The organism is Arthrobacter alpinus (assembly GCF_001294625.1).
Classification (GTDB): domain Bacteria; phylum Actinomycetota; class Actinomycetes; order Actinomycetales; family Micrococcaceae; genus Specibacter; species Specibacter alpinus_A.
Genome location: NZ_CP012677.1, coordinates 3003278 through 3024551 on the forward strand (window position 1 = coordinate 3003278; position 21274 = coordinate 3024551).

22 protein-coding genes are annotated in these 21274 nt (G+C 63.9%); 10 read left to right on the plus strand and 12 right to left on the minus strand.

Annotated elements, in window-relative coordinates:
* Positions 1-135 precede the first annotated feature (135 nt).
* The 3 genes from AOC05_RS13635 to AOC05_RS13645 are packed head-to-tail and all read left to right on the plus strand — an operon-like array spanning position 136 to position 2839.
* The gene (locus AOC05_RS13635; RefSeq protein WP_062007692.1) at positions 136-1074 is read left to right on the plus strand and encodes an ABC transporter substrate-binding protein; all 939 of its coding nucleotides are present in this window, start codon (positions 136-138) and stop codon (positions 1072-1074) included.
* Entirely contained in the window at positions 1071-2039 is a 969-nt protein-coding gene (locus AOC05_RS13640) for an amino acid ABC transporter permease (protein ID WP_062007693.1), read from the plus strand. The genes AOC05_RS13635 and AOC05_RS13640 overlap by 4 nt, the downstream gene beginning before the upstream one ends.
* Positions 2036-2839: an amino acid ABC transporter ATP-binding protein gene (locus AOC05_RS13645; RefSeq protein ID WP_062007694.1), complete on the plus strand. Its 804-nt coding sequence runs from the start codon at positions 2036-2038 to the stop codon at positions 2837-2839. The genes AOC05_RS13640 and AOC05_RS13645 overlap by 4 nt, the downstream gene beginning before the upstream one ends.
* A 69-nt stretch (positions 2840-2908) precedes the next feature.
* On the opposite strand, the gene menD is transcribed toward AOC05_RS13645, so the two are convergent.
* Entirely contained in the window at positions 2909-4657 is a 1749-nt protein-coding gene (menD, locus tag AOC05_RS13650) for a 2-succinyl-5-enolpyruvyl-6-hydroxy-3-cyclohexene-1-carboxylic-acid synthase (protein WP_062007695.1), read from the minus strand.
* Between the two features lie 51 nt (positions 4658-4708).
* The gene (locus tag AOC05_RS13655) at positions 4709-5683 is read right to left on the minus strand and encodes an o-succinylbenzoate synthase (RefSeq protein WP_062009797.1); all 975 of its coding nucleotides are present in this window, start codon (positions 5681-5683) and stop codon (positions 4709-4711) included.
* 59 nt (positions 5684-5742) lie between these two features.
* On the opposite strand from AOC05_RS13655, the gene AOC05_RS13660 reads away from it, so the two are divergent.
* A complete protein-coding gene (locus AOC05_RS13660) occupies positions 5743-6645 on the plus strand; it encodes a phosphatase PAP2 family protein (protein WP_062007696.1) in 903 nt (300 codons plus the stop codon).
* Positions 6646-6669: 24 nt separating this feature from the next.
* On the opposite strand, the gene AOC05_RS13665 is transcribed toward AOC05_RS13660, so the two are convergent.
* Genes AOC05_RS13665 through AOC05_RS13680 form a run of 4 tightly spaced genes read right to left on the minus strand, consistent with a single transcriptional unit; the run spans position 6670 to position 11559 of the window.
* Entirely contained in the window at positions 6670-7866 is a 1197-nt protein-coding gene (locus AOC05_RS13665; RefSeq protein WP_157374992.1) for an MFS transporter, read from the minus strand.
* 59 nt (positions 7867-7925) lie between these two features.
* Entirely contained in the window at positions 7926-9320 is a 1395-nt protein-coding gene (locus tag AOC05_RS13670) for a dihydrolipoamide acetyltransferase family protein (RefSeq protein WP_062007698.1), read from the minus strand.
* Positions 9317-10405 carry an alpha-ketoacid dehydrogenase subunit beta gene (locus AOC05_RS13675; RefSeq protein ID WP_062007699.1) on the minus strand — a complete coding sequence of 363 codons (1089 nt, stop codon included), beginning with the start codon at positions 10403-10405 and terminating at the stop codon, positions 9317-9319. The genes AOC05_RS13670 and AOC05_RS13675 overlap by 4 nt, the downstream gene beginning before the upstream one ends.
* Positions 10402-11559, minus strand: coding sequence for a thiamine pyrophosphate-dependent dehydrogenase E1 component subunit alpha (locus tag AOC05_RS13680; RefSeq protein WP_062007700.1), 1158 nt, complete (start codon positions 11557-11559; stop codon positions 10402-10404). Before AOC05_RS13680 ends, AOC05_RS13675 begins: the two co-directional genes overlap by 4 nt.
* A gap of 209 nt (positions 11560-11768) precedes the next feature.
* Between AOC05_RS13680 and AOC05_RS13685 the strand changes: the two genes are divergently transcribed.
* The 3 genes from AOC05_RS13685 to AOC05_RS13695 all read left to right on the plus strand — a co-directional run bounded on the left by AOC05_RS13685 (position 11769) and on the right by AOC05_RS13695 (position 13713).
* The gene (locus AOC05_RS13685; RefSeq protein ID WP_062007701.1) at positions 11769-12221 is read left to right on the plus strand and encodes an Lrp/AsnC family transcriptional regulator; all 453 of its coding nucleotides are present in this window, start codon (positions 11769-11771) and stop codon (positions 12219-12221) included.
* A gap of 128 nt (positions 12222-12349) precedes the next feature.
* Positions 12350-13123 carry an isocitrate lyase/PEP mutase family protein gene (locus AOC05_RS13690; protein ID WP_062007702.1) on the plus strand — a complete coding sequence of 258 codons (774 nt, stop codon included), beginning with the start codon at positions 12350-12352 and terminating at the stop codon, positions 13121-13123.
* A 41-nt stretch (positions 13124-13164) separates the two neighbouring features.
* Positions 13165-13713, plus strand: coding sequence for a hypothetical protein (locus tag AOC05_RS13695; protein ID WP_062007703.1), 549 nt, complete (start codon positions 13165-13167; stop codon positions 13711-13713).
* Here AOC05_RS13695 and AOC05_RS13700 read toward each other — a convergent pair.
* From AOC05_RS13700 to paaA, 6 genes are all read right to left on the minus strand, one after another.
* Positions 13710-14492 (minus strand): enoyl-CoA hydratase/isomerase family protein, encoded by a 783-nt coding sequence (locus tag AOC05_RS13700; RefSeq protein ID WP_062007704.1) that lies wholly within the window; start codon positions 14490-14492, stop codon positions 13710-13712. The two genes, AOC05_RS13695 and AOC05_RS13700, sit on opposite strands and share 4 nt — an antisense overlap.
* Positions 14493-14693: 201 nt before the next feature.
* Positions 14694-15884 carry a 1,2-phenylacetyl-CoA epoxidase subunit PaaE gene (gene paaE, locus AOC05_RS13705; protein WP_062007705.1) on the minus strand — a complete coding sequence of 397 codons (1191 nt, stop codon included), beginning with the start codon at positions 15882-15884 and terminating at the stop codon, positions 14694-14696.
* Entirely contained in the window at positions 15884-16432 is a 549-nt protein-coding gene (gene paaD, locus AOC05_RS13710) for a 1,2-phenylacetyl-CoA epoxidase subunit PaaD (protein WP_062009799.1), read from the minus strand. Before paaD ends, paaE begins: the two co-directional genes overlap by 1 nt.
* A 5-nt stretch (positions 16433-16437) precedes the next feature.
* On the minus strand, positions 16438-17268 hold the full coding sequence (gene paaC, locus AOC05_RS13715; RefSeq protein ID WP_062007706.1) for a 1,2-phenylacetyl-CoA epoxidase subunit PaaC: 831 nt from the start codon (positions 17266-17268) through the stop codon (positions 16438-16440).
* Positions 17265-17597 carry a 1,2-phenylacetyl-CoA epoxidase subunit PaaB gene (gene paaB, locus AOC05_RS13720; protein ID WP_062007707.1) on the minus strand — a complete coding sequence of 111 codons (333 nt, stop codon included), beginning with the start codon at positions 17595-17597 and terminating at the stop codon, positions 17265-17267. Before paaB ends, paaC begins: the two co-directional genes overlap by 4 nt.
* Positions 17598-17599: 2 nt before the next feature.
* Positions 17600-18598, minus strand: a complete 999-nt coding sequence (gene paaA, locus AOC05_RS13725) for a 1,2-phenylacetyl-CoA epoxidase subunit PaaA (protein WP_062007708.1) — start codon at positions 18596-18598, stop codon at positions 17600-17602.
* A gap of 178 nt (positions 18599-18776) precedes the next feature.
* Here paaA and paaI point away from each other — a divergent pair, with 178 nt between their 5' ends.
* Genes paaI through AOC05_RS13740 form a run of 3 tightly spaced genes read left to right on the plus strand, consistent with a single transcriptional unit; the run spans position 18777 to position 21226 of the window.
* Entirely contained in the window at positions 18777-19214 is a 438-nt protein-coding gene (paaI, locus tag AOC05_RS13730; protein ID WP_062007709.1) for a hydroxyphenylacetyl-CoA thioesterase PaaI, read from the plus strand.
* Positions 19215-19228: 14 nt separating this feature from the next.
* The gene (gene paaK, locus AOC05_RS13735) at positions 19229-20545 is read left to right on the plus strand and encodes a phenylacetate--CoA ligase PaaK (RefSeq protein ID WP_062007710.1); all 1317 of its coding nucleotides are present in this window, start codon (positions 19229-19231) and stop codon (positions 20543-20545) included.
* Positions 20546-20596: 51 nt separating this feature from the next.
* Positions 20597-21226: a TetR/AcrR family transcriptional regulator gene (locus AOC05_RS13740; RefSeq protein WP_062007711.1), complete on the plus strand. Its 630-nt coding sequence runs from the start codon at positions 20597-20599 to the stop codon at positions 21224-21226.
* The last annotated feature ends 48 nt before the right edge of the window (positions 21227-21274 follow it).

The window sequence follows — 21274 nt, forward strand, 5'->3', positions numbered from 1 at the left end:
GATGCGTGGTCCAGCCTTGTGCACTTCGCCCAGAAGTTGTTCAATAGTGAAACCTCGTTTACCGTGATGCAAATCACTGGGCGCTACACTAGATTTCAAACCGCTGTGCTCCAGTCCAGAAACAAAGGGAACAATATGAACATTTCATCGAGGCTGACCTTACGTCTTGCCGCAGTTACAGCCGTCGCAGCATTGGCGCTGACAGGTTGCACCGACGCATCCCAGCAGCCGGCACCCGGTTCCACGGCAAGTGCCGGCGGAGCAGCCGCCTTCGATCCCACCACCGCACCCAAAGACGAGGCACTGATCGCTCTCCTCCCGGCGGCGTTGAAGGACAAAGCCACCCTGGAAATTGGCTCAGATACCTCTTACGAGCCCGCCGAATTCCTGGACAAGGATGGCCAGACGCCGGTTGGTTACGACATTGACATGGCAAAGGCCATCGCAGCCACTTTGGGCAAGAAAGCTGTTGCCCACACAGCAGACTTCCCGACCATTCTGCCCAAGCTGGGCACCGTGTATGACCTAGGTATGTCTTCTTTCACCATCACGCAAGAGCGCTCCAAGGCCGTTAACTTTGTTAGCTACTTCAACGCAGGTACCCTCTGGGCAGTGCAAAAGGGCAACCCCAATAAGATCACCATGGATGACCTCTGCGGCAAGAAGGTAGGCGTGCAGACCGGAACGGTTCAGGAAGAACCGGATGTCTCGGACCGGTCCAAGGCTTGCGTCGCAGCCGGGAAGCCCGCCATCGACATCATCTCGTTGAAGAACCAGACAGACATCACCACCCGACTAGTTGGCGGCACCATTGACGCCATGGCTGCCGATTCCCCCATCACCCGCAACGCACTGGCCAACACCGGCGGCAAGCTTGAGGTCCTCGGCGACATCTACGACTCCGCGGAGCAGGGTATTGCCATCGCCAAGAATGACCTGCCCTTGGCTGAAGTCATCGAAAAAGTCATGAACAAGCTCATCACGGATGGCACCTACATGAAGATTTTGGAGAAGTGGAACAACGCTGACGGCGCTATCAAGACAGCAGTGCTTAACCCGGCGGTCAGCAATTGAGAAGTCCCCTTGGCGGGAGCCAGCCGGCGGGCGGCGACATTGATTTAATCAAGGCCGTGCCCGTCCGGCACCCGGGCCGTTGGGTTGGTGCAGCGGTCATCATTATCGTGTTGGTGCTTGTGGCTCAGAGCCTGGTGACCAACGAACGCTTCCGGTGGGACATTGTAGGTACCTACATCCTTGACGTCCTTGTCATTCAAGGCGTTGGCTGGACTTTGATTCTGACTGTCGCGTCCATGGCTATCGCCATTGTTTTGGCCATCCTGTTGGCGTTCATGCGCCAGTCGGACAACCCTCTGTTCAGGTATGTTGCCTGGGTGTGGGTGTGGTTCTTTCGCGGCACCCCCATCTACACGCAGCTGGTGTTTTGGGGACTAGTCGCCACCCTGTACCCCACTATTGTTTTGGGCGTGCCCTTTGGGCCGGAACTGCTCACCGTCAACACCTCCATTCTCATCACGGCAAAAGTAGGCGCCATTGTGGGGCTTGGCTTAAATGAGTCGGCGTACCTGGCAGAGATTTTCCGGGCCGGGTTGAAATCCGTGGACAACGGCCAGATGGAAGCTGCCGAGGCCCTGGGCATGCGTCGCTCCAAGGTCATGTGGCGAATTGTCCTGCCGCAGGCCATGCGGGTCATCATTCCACCCACAGGCAATGAAACCATTGGCATGCTCAAGACCACCTCCCTCGTCTTGGCTGTGCCGTTCACCCTGGACCTGACCTTTGTGACCAACACCTTGGCCAACCGCACCTACGAACCGATTCCGTTGCTGATAGTCGCCGCCATCTGGTACTTGATCATTACCTCTGTATTGATGGTGGGCCAATACTTCATTGAAAAGCACTACGGCAAGGGCGTTGACAATGTGATGAAGGCTCCCGTTATGGCAACAGCCGCTGTTGCTGCCGCACACGCCAAGCCCACCACCGGAACTGATGGAAGCAAGGAAGGTGGCAAGGAATGACTGAGACCACTCCCCTGGCCAAAGGGAAAGCCCATGGTGTGAAACCCCTCGTGAAAGTTGAGGGTGTGCACAAGTTCTTCGGTGAACACCACGTCCTGAAGGGGATCGACATGACCGTCGCTCCGGGCGAAGTTTCGGTCATTATTGGCCCTTCGGGTTCGGGCAAGTCCACGCTTTTGCGGTGCATCAACGTGCTGGAAACCATCAGCGCTGGCAGGATCTACGTCCACGACTCACTCATTGGCTACCGCGAAGTCAACGGGAAGCTCCATGATCTGAGCACAAAACATATCGCTGCCCAACGCCGCGAAATTGGCATGGTGTTCCAGCGCTTTAACCTGTTCCCGCACAAAACTGCGCTGCAAAACGTGATCGAAGCACCCACGCAGGTCAAACGCCAGTCCAAGGCTGCTGCGAAGTTGAAGGCCTTGGAACTGCTAGAGATGGTGGGCCTGAGCGACCGTGCCGACTTCTACCCGGCCCAGCTCTCCGGCGGGCAGCAGCAGCGAGTCGCCATAGCCCGGGCCCTCGCCATGGAGCCGGAGTTGATGCTCTTTGACGAGCCCACCTCCGCCCTTGACCCCGAGCTGGTGGGCGATGTCCTTGAAGTCATGAAGGACCTGGCCAAGTCAGGCATGACCATGATCGTGGTGACCCACGAGATCGGCTTTGCCCGCGAGGTCGGGGACACCTTGACGTTCATGGACGCCGGCGTGGTGGTCGAAAGCGGCAACCCGCGCGAGATCATCGCCAACCCGCAACATGCACGCACCAAGGAGTTCCTCAGCCGGGTCCTGTAGCGGTGATTGAGCTTGTCGAAATCATGCCCGGGTCTCGACAAGCTCGACCACCGGTAATTAAGACCCGGGCTACCGGGCCAGGGCCTCGCGGATCTGGGCGTGCAGTTCCCGCAAGCCCTCGCGGGTGGCAGAAACTTCGATGATGCTTCGTCCCTCCACTGGCGGGGCGAGAGCGGTGGTGAGCTCCGCCGTCGAACGCACCAGCGTGTGCCGCCAACCGAACGCCGTGGCCAGCGCGCCGATGTCCACCGTGTGCGGCGTGCCAAAGAACCGTTCGACGGCGTCGGCGTAGCCGGGTACCGCGGCAAGGGCGCCGTGTTCCAGGACGGAGAAGATGCCGCCACCGGAATCGTTAAGCACAATGACTTGCAATTCCGCCACCTGCTCGCTGCTGCCTTGCAGAAGCGCCCCGGAATCGTGCAGAAAAGTGATGTCGCCCAGGAGAATACGGGTGGGAGCCCCCGTGGCCAGCGCAATGCCCGTGGCCGTGGAAATGGTGCCGTCAATGCCGGCCAAGCCACGGTTGGCGAACACGGTTGCTCCCGGCGCGTGGCCGGCGCCCGTCAGCTCGCCAACGACGGGCCGGCCCGCCAGATCCACGTCACGGACGGGATTGGAGGAGCCGAGCACCAGGTTGCTACCGGAGTCGGACTGGGCCGCCTCCCACACGGTGCGGGCAACGGCTGGCCCGCTCATCAAACCGGGGCTGGTATGGGCCTCCAGTGCGGCATCCAACGCGGATTCGGCCAGCTGGCCCGCTTCCTGCCACGCCTCAAGCCATCCGTGCGGACCAAACCCGGCAAATCCCACGAGCTGGTCCCACTGGGTCAGGACAAGTTCGGCACGCCGCCCGGAGTCAAACCAGGCCACAGGGCGCGGCACGTAAAGTGCACGCTCCACAGCCGTGGTGGCGAGCAGCTGCGCCACCGGGCGAGAGAGTGTGGGTCGGCCAAAGACGACCACCCGTTCAATGGGCAGTGCCGTTCCCGAACCAAAACGGTCCAGCAGGAGCCTATAAGGTCCAACCGCATTGGGCCCGAACCGTGCGTTCGACGACGGTTCGGCCAGCAGGGGCAAACCCAACATGCGCGCAAAATACTCGGCGGCGGGACCGGCGCCGTGCCCGGCAACGACCACCGTCCGGTGGCTGGCGGAGGGGCGGGGCATTGCCGGCTCTGCCTCCGTTGAGCCAGGGATTTCGACAGGTTCAACCACAGTTGTTCCGGGGATTCCGGCAGGTTCAACCACCGGCAAGAGGCGTTCCCATTCGGACCCGTCCAGGGCCGGGGTCAACGGGTCCCGAAACGCCAGGTTGACCTGGGCCGGGCCGGCAGGGATCCCGTCGAGGCGGCCCTGGGCTGCGCTGAGGGCGGTGGCAATGGCGCTGCTGGGATCGATTCCGGCGGGGACGTCGGTGGCAAACCGGACCTGCTCACCAAAAATGTCCAGCTGCACGGTGGTCTGGTTCGCGCCCGTGCCGCGGAGTTCCTCGGGCCTGTCGGCCGAGAGCACCACCAACGGTGTGCCGCTGTGGTTGGCTTCCATCACTGCCGGCATCAGATTCCCCACAGCCGTGCCGGAAGTTGTCAGCACGGCGACGGGGGTGCCCGATCCCAGGGCCAGCCCCAGCGCCGTAAACCCGGCCACGCGTTCGTCAATGCGGACATGGGCGGTGAGCCTGCCATCCGCAACAGCCTCGGCCAGCGCGTAGACAAGTGGCGCGCTGCGGGATCCGGGCGCCACCACCACGTGCCGAACGCCCGCGCGTTCCAGCGCATCCACTACGTACCGGGCAGCATCCATCGAACTAAGTAACATCACGGAACCATCTAATCACCCGGCCGCACCCGGGGCCGACTTCGTCAATTCCTACAGCAGTGCATGGGCACGGCGAAGCCGCTCAAACCACCAGTCACGGCGCCCCGGCGTGGCCGCAAATTTGGCCAGCAGGGCTGGTGTTGCTGCCACTTCCCGCACGGACAGCCCGCCAGAAACGGCCACCAGACTCTCGGCAGCGACGTCACCGGCCATCAGCGACACCGTGCCCAGACCGCAGGCGTATGGCAGCGCGGGAAGCGCTGCGGCTAGGGCCACGCCCGCCCGGATCCCCACGGAGCTATCCAACGCAGAGCTAACGACGGCGGGCAGCCCGGCCTCCGCGACGATCTCCAATGCGCGCCGCACACCACCAAGCGGTGCTGCCTTCACGACGAGCAGATCGGCAGCCCCTGCCCGCGCGACAGCTAGGGGGTCGGTGGCTTTCCGCACGCTTTCGTCGGCGGCGATCAGCACCAACCCCTTCAACGCACGGCGCACCGCCGCCATCTGCGCCACGGAGGCAACGGGCTGCTCGGCGTATTCCAGGCCAAATACGGAGAGCATCCGTAGCGCCCGCACGGCCTGGTCCGCATCCCAGGCACCGTTCGCATCCACCCGGATCTGGGCGGCGGGCAGTAGATGCCGCACAGCCCCCACCCGGGCTGCGTCCTCCGCCAACGACTGTCCGGGCTCGGCCACCTTGACCTTCACCGTGTGCACGGCGTCGAACGCACCCAGGATGGCCGCCACCTCGGATGGATCAACAGCCGGGACTGTTGCGTTGATGGGAATCCAATCCCGGACCGGCTCCGGGAACCCCTGCCAGCCAGCCTCCACAGCCGAGGCCAGCCACCTGGCCGCCTCGGCGTCGTCGTACTCGAGGAACGGGCCAAACTCCGCCCAACTGGCCGGCCCGTCAAAGAGCATCACCTCACGCTCGGTGATCCCTCGAAATTTCACGCGCATGGGCAGGGTGACCACATGGGCTGCGGCTTGGAGTTCCTCTAAGGACGGTACAGAGAGCATGTGATCACTGTAGCGTTTGTGCCAGCTGGTTCCCATGAAACTGTGGGAACCTAGGGGGGATGATCACGCACGCCGCACGCTCGCACTATGGCTCCCGCATACCCGGGCGTGCCCCTATTCCGACGGCCCCGTTCATCATTGCCATGGCCGTTGCCTTGGCCGGATTGGCCGCCACTTTCGTGTTTTTCATCAAGAGCACCGCGGGCCAATACGTTGATGAGTCGGCCTTGGTTGAGGCGGCTGTGGCCCGCCGCCGCATCGGTGCACAGGCCTCCCAGGTGCTGGATTCATTGCCCGCCACCTCGGTGGTGATCGCTGTGATCGTGGTGTTGTTCGTCACCCTTGCCCGCCGGCGCTGGAAGGCTGCGGGGATCGCGCTGGCCGCCATGGCCGGCGCAAATTTGACCACTCAGTTGATCAAGTTTGGTTTGCCCGACAGGCCCGACGTCGGTGTCACCACGCTGGTACTGAACTCCTTACCATCGGGTCACAGCACTATTGCAGCCAGCGCTGCGGCAGCAGTTTTCTTGGTCGTATCCCCGCGCTGGCGTCCGGCCACAGCGTTTGTGGGCGGCAGCTACGCCGTCGTGGCGGGCGTCGCCACTCTCATCAACCAGTGGCACCGGCCCTCGGATGTCATGGCCGCGTTCTTCATCGTGGCGCTGTGGACAAGCCTGGCTGGCCTAGTTATTTTGCGCACCGGCCCCGAATGGAATGTGTGGCCCGGGGCCCACGCGCATTGGGCGTCGCGCCGGTGGTGGAGCGTTGCGTGCTTTCTCATTGCACTTGCCGCCGGGATTCTCACCGCGCTGATCCTGCGCTCCGTGGCAGCCGATCCGAGCGCCAGCACCACCAGCTTCTTCCTTGCCGGTGTGGGACAGATTGTGGTGGTTGGCTACGGTTTGGCCTTGGCCGGGACAGTGTTGCTGACCTTCCCTGTACGACGCCGTTCCTCCCGTTAGCCTGGTTTGGAATCTTTCCCGCGGCTAGCGGGGAACAGGTTTGTTGCGCGGCACCCAGTAGCCCAGGACAGCGGCGGCCGCCAATCCCAACAGTCCCGTGGCCGCAATCCCGAAGGACAATGTCACCACTGCTGTCAGCCCAGCCAGGATGGCTGGGCCGCTGGAGCCGCCAATGTCGGAGAGAAAACGCCAGATCCCCAGGAACTGCGCCCTGCCGTGGCGTGGCGAGTAGTCTGCGCCCAGCGTCATGATCAGGCCCGAACCAATGCCGTTGCCAAAGCCGATCAGCAGCGCCACCAGCAACAGCGACAGTGCGCCCGTGGTTAGCGGCATGAGTAGCAAGGAGATTCCCATCAGCGCCATCGACGGCACCGCCACCCAGACGCGGCCTTTCCTGTCCATGACCTTGCCTGCCGGGTAAAAAACCAGCATGTCGATGGCGCCGGACAGGCCATAGATCACGGAGGTGACGGCCGGGTTCAGTCCCAGGCTGTCCGCCCACAGCGGCACCACCACCTGCCGGGAGGACCGCACAGCACTGACCAGAAGCACGCCTATTCCCACGGTCAGGAAGACTTTTCGATGGGCCAACATCAATGAGCGCACTGTTGGCATGGGGGCGGCGGAAGGTGCACCTTGGCTGCTGACAAGGTCCGGCAGCCACCAGGCGAGCGCCCCAGCGCCCGCCACTGCGACAACTGCCACCCAGTACGCCCCGGCCAACCCCACCAAATGGATGACCAACGCCCCGATGAATGGCCCGGCGAACAAGCCGATCCTGCCTACCCCGCCCAGCGTGGACATGCCCCGCGCACGCAAAAATGGTGGCACAGCCTCGGTCAAATAGCTTTGCCTGGCTAGGTTGAACACTGCGGAGGCGGCCCCGATCAAGAAGATGCCGACACCAAATTGCAGCAAACCGGTGGCAAAAACGCACAGCAGCAAGGCAATCAGGCTCAAGACGGCGGCACCCACCATGCCGAGCCGTTCACCAAACTTTGCCGTGATGAGTGAGGCGGGGATGTTGCTCACCAGCGAACCAATGCCGATCAGCGCCACCACTAGGGCGGCACCGGCCAGCGAGGAACCCATGTCACGTGCGCTTAGCGGGATGATGGGCAGTATTGCTCCCTCACCGATGCCGAACAGCAAGGACGGCCCAAACGCCGGGACGGCGATGGACCACAGGCTAAAGTCTCGGGGGGAGGCATTCTTATTCACTGCCCCCACTGTAGTCCCGTCCGCGGCGGTCTTCTCCCCGTCCGGGCCGTTGCATCCAGTTACAGCTCGGCGAGCACCCCCGCCGGGTTTTCCATGGCGTCGGCGATGAAGCGCAAGAACCCCGCAGCCACGGCGCCGTCACACACCCTGTGGTCAAAGGCGAGCGTCAGCTCCGTCACCTTCCGTACGCAGAGTTCCCCCTCCACCACCCACGGCTTGTCAACAATGCGCCCGATCCCCAACATGGCCGCCTCCGGGTGGTTGATAATGGCCGCCGAGCCGTCAACCCCAAACACTCCGTAGTTGTTGATGGTGAAGGTGCCCCCGGCCAGGTCCGCCGTGCTGGCCTTGCCCGCCCGGACACGAGCGGTCAATTCACTAATCTGCTCACCCAGTGCCCGGGCACTGCGGCCCTGGGCACCCCGCAACACCGGCACCACCAGTCCCCTGTCGGTTTGGGCGGCAAACCCCAAGTTGATGCCGTCGAAGGAAACCTGGGTGTCGACGCCGTTCTCGTTCACCAGCTGCGTGTTCAACTGTGGGAAGCGGGCCAGCCCGGCGGTGACGAACCGGGCCACGAACGCCAATATGCTCGGTGCCGTGCCAGTGCCTGCCTTCAGGCCGGCACGCAAATCCAGCAGGGCCGTGGCGTCAACATCCACCCACACCGTGGCCTCTGGAATTTCGCGGCGGCTCCTGGTGAAGGCCGCCGCGGCCGCCTTCTTTGCCCCTGTCAAGGCCGTGCGTGCCAGCACGGGCAGCCCGGTCCGGGGGTCGACGGCGGCTGGCGCACCCTCAGCGACCAATGAGCCCGACAGTGCCGGCGACAGTGCCGGAGACGGACCTGCGGGGGTTCTCACCATGGCGGCTTCGACGTCGCTGCGCAAGATCAGCCCGCCTTCCCCGGAACCGTGGATGTCAGCGAGCGCCAACTGCGCGTCACGGGCCATTTTCCGCACCAGCGGCGAGATCACCAGGGGTGCGGGCTTCCTGCCGACGGGAGGTTCCGTCACCTGCTGGGGGCGATGGAGCCGCGGAGGCCGTGTCCGCCCAGGCCCGCCGTGAGAGGACGTCCCGTAGCCGATGAGCACGTTGCCAGATTCCGCTGCGGTGCTCGGAGCAGAATCGGCGTCGTCAAGCCCAGGGTGTGGCGGGCGCCGCGGAGCGGGCCGGGCTGACGACGCCGATTCTGCGGGCATCGCAGCTCCCGACCCCGGCAGCGCCACGGAGATCAGCGGCTTGCCGACCTCCAAGGTGTCGCCCTCGGCCCCGTGGAGTGTGGCGACGGTGCCTTCGAACGGCGAGGGTACCTCCACGACTGATTTCGCGGTTTCCACCTCGGCGATGGGCTGGTCGATGTGCACGGAGTCGCCCACCCCCACCAGCCAGGTGACCAGTTCGGCTTCGACCAGGCCCTCGCCAAGGTCGGGCAACAAGAACACTTGCAAACTCATGACTGCTCCCACTGAAGTTGGTCGACGGCGTCCAAGATCCTGTCCACGCCTGGCAAATAGTACTTTTCAAGCCTTGGTGCGGGGTAAGGGATGTCAAAGCCGCTCACGCGCAGCACGGGTGCGGCGAGGGAGTGGAAGCAACGCTCCTGGATGCGGGCCACAATCTCTGCGGCCATGGAGGCGAAGCCCGGGGCTTCCGCTATGACAATGGCCCGCCCGGTGGAGCGGACGGCGGCACTGACGGTCTCGTCGTCGAACGGCACCAGGGAACGAACGTCAATCACTTGCAGGGAACGCCCCTCCTCCGCTGCGGTTTCGGCGGCGGCGAGCGCTGCGGCGACGGAGGGCCCGTAGGCGATCAAGGTTGCGTCGGTGCCTTCACGGGCCACCGCCGCCTTGCCGATGCTGGACGGGAGAACACTGTCGCCGTCGTACCTCGCACGCAGCGCATCCAGGTCCACGGTGGCCTTCGAGAAGTACAGCTTCTTGGGCTCCATGAACACCACGGGGTCCGGGCTGGCGATGGCGTCGCGCAGCATGATGTAGGCGTCGCTGACGGTCGACGGCGTCAGCACCGTCAGGCCGGGAGTGTGGACGTAGTAGGCCTCCGAGGAATCGCAGTGGTGTTCCACGCCGCCAATGCCGCCGGCGTAGGGGATGCGGATGACCAGGGGCAGGCGGACCTGGCCGCGGGTCCGGTTGCCCATCTTGGCCACATGGCTGGTGATCTGTTCAAAGGCCGGGTAGGCGAAGGCGTCGAACTGCATCTCCACCACGGGTTTCATACCGTTCATCGCCATACCGGTGGCCATGCCGACAATGCCGGATTCTGCCAGCGGCGTGTCAAAGCAGCGTTCCTCACCGAAGCGGCGCGTCAGCCCGTCCGTCACACGGAAAACCCCACCCAGGGTGCCCACGTCCTCACCAAAGACCAGCACCGTGGCGTCGGAGGCCATGGCGTCGGACATGGCCAAGGTCAGCGCCTTGGCGAAGGTGATGGTTTGGACCCCTCTCAGTTCAGGCTCGACGGCGGCCGTGCTGGCGTGGGCTGTGCCGGCCGAGGGCCGGTTGGCCATGGTGGTCATGACTGTGCTCCTTCAAGGGGCTGGCCAGCAGAGAGTTCTTCCGCCAACATAAAGGCTTGCTCGCGCAATTGCGGTGTGGGCTCGGAGTACACGTAGGCGAAAAGATCAGCCGGATCGGGGCTTGTCTCGGTGTTCAGGCCGTCACGGATGGTCTTGGCCACCACTTCGGCGGCCGCAGCGAAACGTTCGGTGTCGGCGGCACCCAGGAGTCCGGCGTCGGACAGGTATTTTTGCAAACGCAGCAACGGATCCTTGGGCACCCATTGGGCCACCTCCTCGGCGCTGCGGTACCGGGTGGCGTCGTCGGCGTTGGTGTGCGCCTCCATCCTGTACGTGTGCGCCTCCACCAAGGAGGGACCGCCGCCGTCCCGCGCCCGTTCCAGCGCATGTCCCAGAACCGCCAGCAGGGCGGCCAGGTCATTGCCGTCAACGCGCTCCCCCGGCATGCCGTAACCCACAGCCTTGTGGGCCAGCGACGGCGCCACGGACTGGTGGATGAGCGGCACCGAAATGGCGTACTGGTTATTTTGGATCAAAAAGACCACCGGGACGTGGAACACGGCCGCAAAATTCAGGGCCTCGTGGAAGTCTCCCTCGCTAGTAGCGCCGTCCCCACACAGGGCCAGGGCCACCGTGTCCTCGCCACGCAATTTCGCGGCGTGCGCCACTCCCACGGCGTGCAACAACTGGGTGGCCAGCGGCGTGGTGGGCAGCCCGGTGTTGTACTGGTGCGGGTCAAATCCGCTGTGCCAGTCCCCGCGCAGGGACTCAAAGGCCTCCATCGGGGTCACCCCGCGGCCCAGTATGGCCACCGTGTCCCGGTAGGTGGGGAACAGCCAGTCGCTGCTGCGCAGGCACATATCCGACGCCACCTGGCAGGCTTCTTGCCCGTACGACGACGGATACACCGCCATCCGTCCCTGCCGCACCAGGGCGCCAGCTTGTTCATTGACACGCCGCCCTATGACGAGGCGCTCATACCCGTCCAGCAGTGTGGCGTCGTCGGGGAGCGCATACGGCTCCTTGTAGTCTCCCGCCGTCATTGGCGCACCCTCGGGCGCGATCAGCTGGACGGGCGCATCGGAGGGCAACAAGTAGTCCTCGCCATGACCGGCGTACCCGCCGTGATCAACAATTTCCGGATGGTTCGTCATTGAAATCCGCTCCATTCCAGGGTCAAACAGCAAAGATTTTCCATTTGTCTAGTATGGATTTGGATTGCATTCTGTATCCAGTTGGGCTGAAAACTCTGGATAATATCCGATATAAGCCATACTCTTAGAGACATAACAACAAAGTGACCGGGCTTACACGCGCAGCTTGTCTCGCCGTCGCCCACTAGCCAACGCAGCAAAGGAACACCATGGCTGGCACCACCCCCGCGCCCCTGGATGACGTGGACCGCAAGATCATTGCCGAACTAACCCGCGACGGGCGGATGTCGGTGTCCGCGGTGGCAGAGAATGTGCACATATCGCGGGCGCACGCCTACGCGCGAATTTCCAAGCTCACCTCAACAGGTGTCCTGACAAAGTTCACCGCCCTGGTGGACCCTGTCAAGGCCGGGCTTAAGTCCTCTGCCTATGTGACGTTGAAGGTCAGCCAGCATTCGTGGCGACAACTGCGCGAGGATTTGCGCGCCATTCCCGAGGTCCAGCACATCGCCTTGGTGGGCGGCGATTTCGATGTGATCTTGCTGGTCCGTGCCGAGGACAACATGGGCCTGCGGAGGGTCATCTTCGACCAGCTGCAATCGATGCCCGGGGTACTGGACACCCAGACGTTCCTGATCTTTGAGGACCTGGACACGCGCTGAGTGAGCCTGAGGAAATCACCGGGGGTCTCGATGCTCGACCACCGGATTTTGGGCCGCCATGATGGGGACCGTCATTTTCACAGCGTGGTGGTGGACACAGAGCCAGGGAGTGGGACTAGGCTCAAGCCATGAGCACAGCGAGTAAAGCCACCGAACTCCTTCGCCTCCACCAAGCTCCACAAATCCTGCAATTGGCCAATGTGTGGGATGTCATCAGTGCCAAGGTCATTTCAGAGCTGCCCGGCACCAAGGCCCTTGCCACGGCAAGCCACTCCATCGCCGCCTCTTACGGCTATGAGGACGGCGAATGCATGCCGCTGGCCACCATGATCGAGGCTGTGGGCCGCATCGCGGCCGCCACCGATCTTCCCGTCACTGCGGACCTTGAGGCCGGCTACGGCAATCCCGGCGAGACCATTCGCCGCGCCATTGGTGTGGGCATTGTGGGCGCGAACATCGAAGACCAGATGCGTCCGCTCCCCCAGGCCATCGCCCAGATGAAACAAGCCGCCAATGCGGGTGCGGCAGAAGGTATCGACTTTGTCCTCAACGCCCGAACCGATGCCTTCTTGCGCGGCGCCGACCGGGACCCGAAGGAAGTCCTGGAGGCCGCCCTTGAACGGGGCAAGGCGTACCTTGAGCTCGGCGCAACGTGCATTTTCGTTCCGGGAAAATTGGACGAATACACGGTGAAGGCTCTGGTAGCCGGCATCGGGTGGGGCAAGGTCAGCGTCATCAACGTGCCCGGTTCGCTCACACCCTCCAAGCTTGAGGCGCTGGGCGTGGCCCGGATCTCCTACGGCCCCTGGATTCAGCGGGTCGCCCTGACCGCCATCGCCGACGCCGCCACTGCCCTGATGAACGACGGCGTCCTGCCGGAAGGAACGCGACCGCTGAACTGACGCTGGACCTCCTGCCCTTTCTAAGCTGGGATGATGGAGTCATGAAGAATCATCACACAGCTCGTGCCGAAGCTGCCGAGACCGCCATCGCCGTTCAGGAAGCCCCCGCGGTGACCAAGTTAATCTTTGTGTCGGCCGGGCTCGGCGCCCTGCTCTCAGCGTTGATGCTGTTCTTGGGCGCGGGCGATCCGGCCACCACCTCCATGGCCGTATTTGTTGCTTCACCACTGATCCCAGCCCTGTGCGCGGCAATCATCTGGGTGCCCCTGGCCCTCTCGCACAAGACCGAAGCCCGCCGCCAAACCAGCTCCGCAGCCGCCGTGATGTTCGTCCTGGCTATCATCTTTTTCTTCGTCGAATGGTCGGCACGCTTTGAGCTGAGCCTGTACTTCGCCGTCATGCTTTTTGGCTGGGGCGTCAGGCTCCAACAGCAGCAGCTCAAATGGGCGGCCCTGCCGTTTGTGGCCGCCGCGATTGCCCTGCGCGTGCTGAACTTCCCCGGAGAGGCGTTCGTCCTTCTCATATTGGGCGTCGCAATGGTCGCGTGGCCGTTCCTGCGCCAGCCCGCCCGCCCGCAACCAACCCGCTAGTTCCCTGAGAAGTTTGGCTTCCGCTTGGCGGTGAAGGCGGCGAACCCTTCTGCGTAGTCGGCCGTGGCTGACAGGGCCACTTGCGCCGCATTTTCCTGTACGACGGCGTCCCACAGTCCCAGCCGTTGGTCCCTGATCTGGGCCACAAGGGTTTTGCTGGCGTTGAACGCCTGGGTAGGCCCGGTGGCTGCCTTGCGTGCCGCAGCGCGGGTGAAATCCAGCAGTTCCTCGTCAGGTTTCGCCCTGCTGAACAGTCCCGCCGCAACGGCGTCGGCACCACTGATCAGCTCCGAGGTGTAGATCAAATCAAGGGCTCGGTGACTTCCGAGGCGTTCCGTGAAGAGCCAGTGCCCGCCGGAATCCAAGGCGGCGCCGAGGTTGCCAAACGGGGAACCGAACTTCGCGCTGCCGGCCACGTAAACAACGTCCGTGGCGATCAGTAGTCCGAGCCCCACCCCCAGGCAGGCGCCCTGTGCCGCGGCAAAGGTTGGCACCGGAAACGCGCTCATCTTGTGCAGCAGCGGCGTCAACAAACCCTCGAGATAGCCGCGGGCGTCGTCGTTGGCGCCATCCACTCCTGCAATGTCGCGCCCCGCACAAAACGCCCGCCCCTCCCCGCGCAGCAACAACGCCCGGACGGTTCCGGAGGCCACAGCTGCACCTGCTTCGTCATAGGCAGCGCCGAGCTCACCCAGATCCGCCTCGTTGAGCGAGTTCAGTTTCGCGGGGGCATTGAGCACAATCTCGGCGACGCCGTCGGCAATGGAAAGCTCGATCATGGACACTCCTCAAGTGGATGGATTGTGTTGGAAGGCGACGGAGCCGGCATTTTTTTGCTGTCCGGCGTAAAGGAGACGCCTAAGGCCGCCCGCGGCCGTGGTGTCGGATAGTCCCCAAGCGCTCCCACCGCTCGCAAGCTCGCAGCGGGTCCCTCGCGCTCGTGGGCCCCGGACGGAAAAATGTCGGCTCCGTCGCCGGCCCTAGCCGTCGTAGTCAACAGTGACTTCGGGCGTGGTGGGGCGGGACTGGCAGGTCAGGACGTAACCGTTGGCTACTTCATCCGGCTCCAACGCGTAGTTCTCGTCCATTTCCACTTTCCCCGAGACCAGTTTGGCCCTGCAAGTGCCGCAGACCCCACCGGCGCAGGCGAAGGGTACGTCGGGGCGCACGCGCAGGGCGGCGTTGAGGATGGATTCGCGGGCGTGGGTGGGGCTGAGAATGTCCGCCTTGAGCCCGTCGAGAGTGAAGGTGATCTTATAGTTCTCCGCTGACTCGTCCACGATCACACGGCGCCCGGCCTGCCCTTCGGGGCGGTTGGGGGTGCCGGTGGTGAACAGTTCAAAACGGATGTTCTCCTTGGGCACCCCGCGGGCGGCGAGCGTGTCCCGGCACAGCTGGACGAGTTCGAAGGGGCCGCACAAAAACCATTCGTCAACGTCGTCGCTGTGGATGGCTGTGCCCAGCAGGGCCTCGAGTTTGTCGGCGTCGAGCCGTCCGCTCAGGAGCGGGGCGATGCGCTGTTCGCGGGAGAGCACGTGGTGCAGGGCCAGCCGGGAAGGGTATTTGTCCTTCAGGTCTGCCAGTTCCTCCAAGAACATCACGTCCATGGAGGCCTTGTTCGCGTAGACGAGGTCAAAGCGGGTACCGGTGTTGGCGGCCAGCAGGGTCCGGGCGATGGCGATGACCGGGGTGATGCCGGAGCCAGCCGCGATGGCCACGAAAGTACCGGCACCTGCCACCAAGTCTTCGGGGTGATTCATGCCGGTGAGCACGTTGGAGGGGCCGCCACGCTTGGAAATGAAGGCGCCCATGGGGCTCATGACCTCCATGGAGTCACCCTCGGCCAATTCGGCGTTGGCCCAGGTGGAGAACCGCCCGCCAAGGTCCCGCTTGATGGCGACACGGATTTCGGAGCTGCCGTCGTCGAACTGGATGGGCGCGGCGCAGATGGAGTAGCTGCGGCGCACCTCCTTGAGGTCGCCGTCGTCGTCCGGCATCTGTGTGCGCAAGGCGACGTACTGGCCGGGCAGGTAGTCGTAGTAGCCGGCGAGTTCGGCCGGGACACCGAAGGTGACCTCGATGGCGTCCTCGGTGAGCCGGCGGACCCCGGACACTTTCAGCTTGTGAAAGGAGGCGCGGCGCCGGGCTGCGGCATCAGTGGGGACGGTCATTAGAGCACCTTGAAGTAGTCAAAGGGTTCCTTGCAGTCCTGGCAGACGTAGAGCGCCTTGCAGGAGGTGGAACCGAAGCGGGTGATTTCCTTGGTATTCAGCGATTGGCATTGCGGACACTTGACCGCCAGTGTCAGCCGGACGTGGCCGCTGTGCCCGCCGGCGCTGGAGTGGCCGCTGGGGGCCGCTATCCCGTATTCTTCCAGCTTGACCTTGCCCGCGTCGCTCATCCAGTCAGTGGTCCAAGCCGGGGCCAGCACCATGTGGACGTCCACGCCTTTGTAACCTTCGGCGGTGAACACGGTGAGGAGGTCGTCGCGGATTGCATCCATGGCCGGGCAACCGGAGTATGTGGGCGTGATGGTGATCTGCACGGAAGGCTTGCCGGGCGCCGCGCCGGTGCCGCCGTCGTTCACATCGGCGCCGTACACCTGAACACTGCGCAAGATGCCCAGATCCGCGATGGTCAGCACCGGGATTTCGGGGTCGCACACACGGGCCGCAATGTCCCAAGCCTCCTGCTGCGCAGTCTTTGCCCGGATGTCCATGGCGGTCACCAGCTTGCCCCGGGGAATTCGCGCGCCAGCACCTGCATTTCGGCCAACAGGAGGCCCAGGTGCTCGGAATGGTGCCCGCGCCGTCCGCCTCCGGTGGCCGTAGCTGACACAGGGATCTCCAGATCCGCTTCGTCAAAGACGACCGCCACGGCCCGGTCAAATTCCGCGCGCAGGCTGGGGGGAACGACGCCGGCCTCGCCGAGTCGCGTCGTCAGTGGATCGTCCTCGAACAGCTCGCCCACATAGGGCCACATCAGCTTGAATCCGGCAATCATGCGGCGGCGGGACTCCTCGGTGCCACCTGCCAGGCGGAGCACCCACTGCGTACTGTGGTCCAGGTGGTAGTCCACTTCCTTGACGGCCTTGGCCGCAATGGCGGCCAGCATCGCGTCGGTGGACTGTGTCAGTTCCCGGTAGAGCCGGTATTGGTAGTTGGCCACGATGAACTGCCGGGCAATGGTGGCCGCGAAGTCACCGTTGGGCTGTTCAAACAGGTGCGCCGAGCGGAATTCAGGTTCCCGGCGGAAGTAGGCGAGTTCGTCCTCGTTCTTACCCCAGGCACTGCCGGCGTAGGTCAAGAAGGAGCGGGCATGGCCCAGCTGGTCCAGGGCGATGTTGCCCAGCGCCACGTCTTCCTCAAGTTCCGGGGCGCGGGAGATCCAGTGGCCCAGGCGCTGGGCCAGGATCAGGGCGTCGTCTCCCAGACGCAGCGCGTATTCGGCCACGTCCTGGCTCGCCGTGGCGGTACCCTGCCGGGTGGCTTCGGCGATGTCTTCCGGACGCAGCGCGTTGCCCCGCGTGATGCGGGTGGCGGAGGAGTCGTTCACAGGTGCTTCACTCCCTCGCTCTTGGTGTAATACGTGGCGTGCCGGTAATCCTTGCCTTGCGGGGACTCAAAGAAGGCGCCCTTGGAGTCGGGGTCCGAGGCCGCAATGGCGTCAGCCGGGACCACCCAGATGGAAACGCCTTCGTTGCGGCGCGTGTACAGGTCACGGGCATTGCGCAACGCCATTGACGCGTCGGGGGCATGTAGGGAACCCGCGTGAACGTGGCTAAGTCCTCTGTTGGACCGCACGAACACCTCCCACAGTGGCCAGCGGTGGGCAACTGCCTGGGGTGCCGACGTCGTACTTGGGGCTTTGTCCTGCTCGCTCATGTTCAGGCTGCTACTTTCTGTGCGTTGGTGGCGGCCTGCTTGGCGGCGTAGGCCGAGGCGGCCTCACGGACCCAGGCACCGTCTTCGTGGGCGGAGCGGCGGCGCTCCAGGCGTTGGGCGTTGCACGGGCCGCGGCCGGCCAAAACTTCCTTGAACTCGTCCCAGTCGAGGGGACCGTGGTCCCACTTCTTGGTGTCCTCGTTGAAGTGGATTGCCTCATCCGGCAGGCTCAGGCCCAGCACCTTGACTTGTTCGGCCATCATTCCCACAAAGCGGGACCGCAGCTCGTCGTTGCTGAACCGCTTGATGTTCCAGGCCATGGACTGCTTTGAGTTGGGCGAGTCGTCGTCTGGAGGGCCAAACATCATCAGTGACGGGGCATACCAGCGGTTCACCGCGTCCTGGGCCATGACCCGCTGTTCGGGCGTCCCGTTGGCCAGTTCGAGCAGGATCTCAAACCCTTGGCGTTGGTGGAAGGACTCTTCCTTGCAGACGCGCACCATGGCCCGGCCGTAGGGGCCGTAGGAGGCGCGGCACAGCGGCACCTGGTTGCAGATGGCTGCGCCGTCCACCATCCAGCCGATGGCACCCATGTCAGCCCACGTCGGCGTGGGGTAGTTGAAAATGGAGGAATAGCGGGCCTTGCCGGCAACCAGGGCATCGGTCATCTCGTCACGGGTGGTGCCCAGGGTCTCGGCGGCCGAGTACAGGTACAGCCCGTGCCCTGCCTCGTCCTGGACCTTGGCCATCAGGATGGACTTACGCTTCAGGCTCGGCGCCCGGCTTATCCAGTTGGCCTCGGGTTGCATGCCGATGATCTCCGAATGCGCGTGCTGGGAGATTTGGCGCACCAGCGAGCGGCGGTAGGCATTCGGCATCCAGTCACGCGGTTCGATCCGGGAGTCCTTGGCGATGATCCGGTCAAAGTTTTCCTGCCCGGCTGCCTCCAGCGCTGCTTGGTTCTGCGCGGACTCCCCTCCGGGCTGCACGTCTTGTGCCATGACTTCTCCTTGATGTGTGCCGATTCTTGCCGGAATTAATTACCGACCGTTCGTTCAGGATATAGTGTGACGAGCGCCTCGTCAATCAAAGGGCCCGCGGCGCGGACCTAGATTGACAGAACCCCCCGTCAAGGTATTACCTAATGAACATTCGGTAAGAAGAAGTGAGGAACAGCACATGGGTCTGACTAGGCCTGCCATTGACCATCCCATGCTCTCCAACGACCACGCCTCGAAGTGGCTCGGCATTGAGGTGCTGGCGATCGACGACGGCCATGCCACCATTGCCATGACCCTCCGCCAAGAAATGATGAACGGCTTCGGCATCACCCACGGCGGCATGATCTTCGCGTTCGCAGACACTGCTTTTGCCCTGGCCTGCAATGCCGCCGACGGCGACGGCAGCACCGTCACCGTGGCCTCCGGCGTCGACGTCAACTTTCTGGCACCCAGTCGTGCCGGCCAACGCATCACCGCCGTCGCCAACCGGCGCCAGCAGCAAGGACGCAGCGGGCTCTACGACGTCCAGGTCCTCTCAGGGGACGACGGCGGCGCTACAGTGATCGCCGAATTCCGCGGCCGCAGCCGCACCATTGCCAACAGACACACCAAGTGAAAGGTCCGTCCACAATGACCGACACCACCCCCAAGGATCCTTCCAAGCTGGACGCGGCGGAGCTCATGAGCCGTGACGAGTTGGAGGCTCTGCAGCTTGGCCGCCTCAAACACGCTCTCGCCTACGCCTACGAACGAGTGCCCATGTACAAGCGCAAGTTCGACGACGCCGGGGTCCACCCCACGGATCTTCGGGATTTGGCGGATTTGGCGAAATTCCCTTACACCACCAAGGAAGACCTGCGCCTGGAGTATCCGTTCGGCATGTTCGCCGTGCCGCAGAATCAGGTGTCCCGTATTCACGCCAGCTCCGGCACCACCGGGCGCCCCACCGTTGTTGGCTACACGGAGAACGACCTCAAGGTCTGGGCGTCCCTAGTGGCCCGGTCCATGCGCGCCTCCGGCGTGCGCCCCGGCATGAAGGTCCACAACGCCTACGGATACGGCCTCTTCACGGGCGGGCTTGGCGCCCACTACGGGGCCGAGGCCCTGGGCGCCACCGTCATTCCCATGTCCGGCGGGCAGACGGAGAAGCAGATCCAGCTGATCCAGGACTTCGAGCCGGATGCGATCATGTGCACGCCGACGTACCTACTGACCATCATGGACGCTATGATCCAGCGCGGCATCGACCCACGCACCACCTCCTTGAAGTTCGCGGTCTGTGGGGCTGAACCCTGGACCGAGGAAATGCGCCACGAGTTGGAGCAGGGCCTGGACCTGCAGGCCTGCGACATCTACGGGCTCTCCGAAGTCATGGGCCCGGGCGTGGCCGGGGAATCCGTAGAAACCAAGGACGGCAACCACATCTGGGAGGACCACTTCCGCCCCGAGATCATCGACCCCTTTGACTACACCTCAGTCCTGCCGGACGGCCAGGAGGGTGAGCTGGTGTTCACAGCGTTGACCAAGGAGGCGCTGCCCATCATCAGGTACCGCACCAAGGATCTGTCCAAGCTACTGCCCGGTACGGCACGCCCGTCCATGCGCCGCATGGCCCGCATCACGGGCCGCAGCGACGACATGATCATCTTGCGTGGGGTGAACCTGTTCCCCTCACAGATTGAGGAGATTGCTCTGCGCATCCCGGCACTGAGTCCCCACTTCCAGCTGGAGCTGACCCGCACCGGCCGGATGGATGCGATGACCATTCGCATTGAACCGCGGGAAAACACCACGCCGCAGGAACGCGCCTCCGCCGGGCTGCTGCTGAAAACCCAGATCAAGATCCACGTCGGCTCCTCGTGCGCCATCGAGGTCGTGGAGCCGGGCACGCTGGAACGCTCCAACGGCAAACTCCGGCGCATCTATGACAACCGTCCCAAGCCTTGATGACCTCGCGCCTGGCCGGACCGGGTGAGACCGCATGAGAAACTAGGACCCATGCCTGCCAACCTTCCCACCGTCACCTCGTCGCCCTCCGCTGCCACTGGCGCCAAGCGGGGGCGGCCAGGGTACGACCAGCAGTCGGTGCTTCGCGTCGCCGTGGACGTCTTCAACAAGCACGGCTACGAGGCCACCTCGATGGGTATCCTGGCGGAGACCCTGGGCATTTCAAAGTCGGCCATCTACCACCATGTCCCCTCCAAGGAGGAGTTGCTGCGGCTTGCCCTCGAAGAGGCACTGGGCGGCCTGGAGACGGTTTTGACGCTCGACGGCGCCACCTCGGGTGCCGCCGACGCACGCCTGGAGTACGTGCTGCGCGGCACCATCGCCGTTCTGGTGGAGCGTCTGCCCTTCGTGACATTGCTGTTGCGCCTGCGCGGGAACACGGCGATGGAACGCGAGGCGCTGGCCCGGCGTCGCGCCTTCGACCGCACCATCACCGCCCTGGTCTCCGCCGCCCAACAGGACGGCACACTCCGAACGGACATTGCCCCGGGCACCGTCACCAGGCTGCTATTTGGCACCATTAATTCGATCGTGGAATGGTACAAGCCTGGCGGCCCGTTGACCTCACAAAAGCTGGCCGACGACGTCATCTCCATGGCTTTCGCGGGTCTTCGCAAATAGGCCCGGGCCAACCACACGCCTCCGGTCTCGACAAGAGCGCTTCCCGGG

Bases quoted from the DNA above. Each gene is read 5' to 3' on its own strand.
- AOC05_RS13635 (WP_062007692.1), top strand. From the start codon at position 136: ATGAACATTTCATCGAGGCTGACCTTACGTCTTGCCGCAGTTACAGCC.
- AOC05_RS13645 (WP_062007694.1), top strand. From the start codon at position 2,036: ATGACTGAGACCACTCCCCTGGCCAAAGGGAAAGCCCATGGTGTGAAA.
- menD (WP_062007695.1), bottom strand. From the start codon at position 4,657: ATGTTACTTAGTTCGATGGATGCTGCCCGGTACGTAGTGGATGCGCTG.
- AOC05_RS13655 (WP_062009797.1), bottom strand. From the start codon at position 5,683: ATGCTCTCTGTACCGTCCTTAGAGGAACTCCAAGCCGCAGCCCATGTG.
- AOC05_RS13660 (WP_062007696.1), top strand. From the start codon at position 5,743: ATGATCACGCACGCCGCACGCTCGCACTATGGCTCCCGCATACCCGGG.
- AOC05_RS13670 (WP_062007698.1), bottom strand. From the start codon at position 9,320: ATGAGTTTGCAAGTGTTCTTGTTGCCCGACCTTGGCGAGGGCCTGGTC.
- AOC05_RS13675 (WP_062007699.1), bottom strand. From the start codon at position 10,405: ATGACCACCATGGCCAACCGGCCCTCGGCCGGCACAGCCCACGCCAGC.
- AOC05_RS13680 (WP_062007700.1), bottom strand. From the start codon at position 11,559: ATGACGAACCATCCGGAAATTGTTGATCACGGCGGGTACGCCGGTCAT.
- AOC05_RS13685 (WP_062007701.1), top strand. From the start codon at position 11,769: ATGGCTGGCACCACCCCCGCGCCCCTGGATGACGTGGACCGCAAGATC.
- AOC05_RS13690 (WP_062007702.1), top strand. From the start codon at position 12,350: ATGAGCACAGCGAGTAAAGCCACCGAACTCCTTCGCCTCCACCAAGCT.
- AOC05_RS13695 (WP_062007703.1), top strand. From the start codon at position 13,165: ATGAAGAATCATCACACAGCTCGTGCCGAAGCTGCCGAGACCGCCATC.
- AOC05_RS13700 (WP_062007704.1), bottom strand. From the start codon at position 14,492: ATGATCGAGCTTTCCATTGCCGACGGCGTCGCCGAGATTGTGCTCAAT.
- paaE (WP_062007705.1), bottom strand. From the start codon at position 15,884: ATGACCGTCCCCACTGATGCCGCAGCCCGGCGCCGCGCCTCCTTTCAC.
- paaD (WP_062009799.1), bottom strand. From the start codon at position 16,432: ATGGACATCCGGGCAAAGACTGCGCAGCAGGAGGCTTGGGACATTGCG.
- paaB (WP_062007707.1), bottom strand. From the start codon at position 17,597: ATGAGCGAGCAGGACAAAGCCCCAAGTACGACGTCGGCACCCCAGGCA.
- paaA (WP_062007708.1), bottom strand. From the start codon at position 18,598: ATGGCACAAGACGTGCAGCCCGGAGGGGAGTCCGCGCAGAACCAAGCA.
- paaI (WP_062007709.1), top strand. From the start codon at position 18,777: ATGGGTCTGACTAGGCCTGCCATTGACCATCCCATGCTCTCCAACGAC.
- paaK (WP_062007710.1), top strand. From the start codon at position 19,229: ATGACCGACACCACCCCCAAGGATCCTTCCAAGCTGGACGCGGCGGAG.
- AOC05_RS13740 (WP_062007711.1), top strand. From the start codon at position 20,597: ATGCCTGCCAACCTTCCCACCGTCACCTCGTCGCCCTCCGCTGCCACT.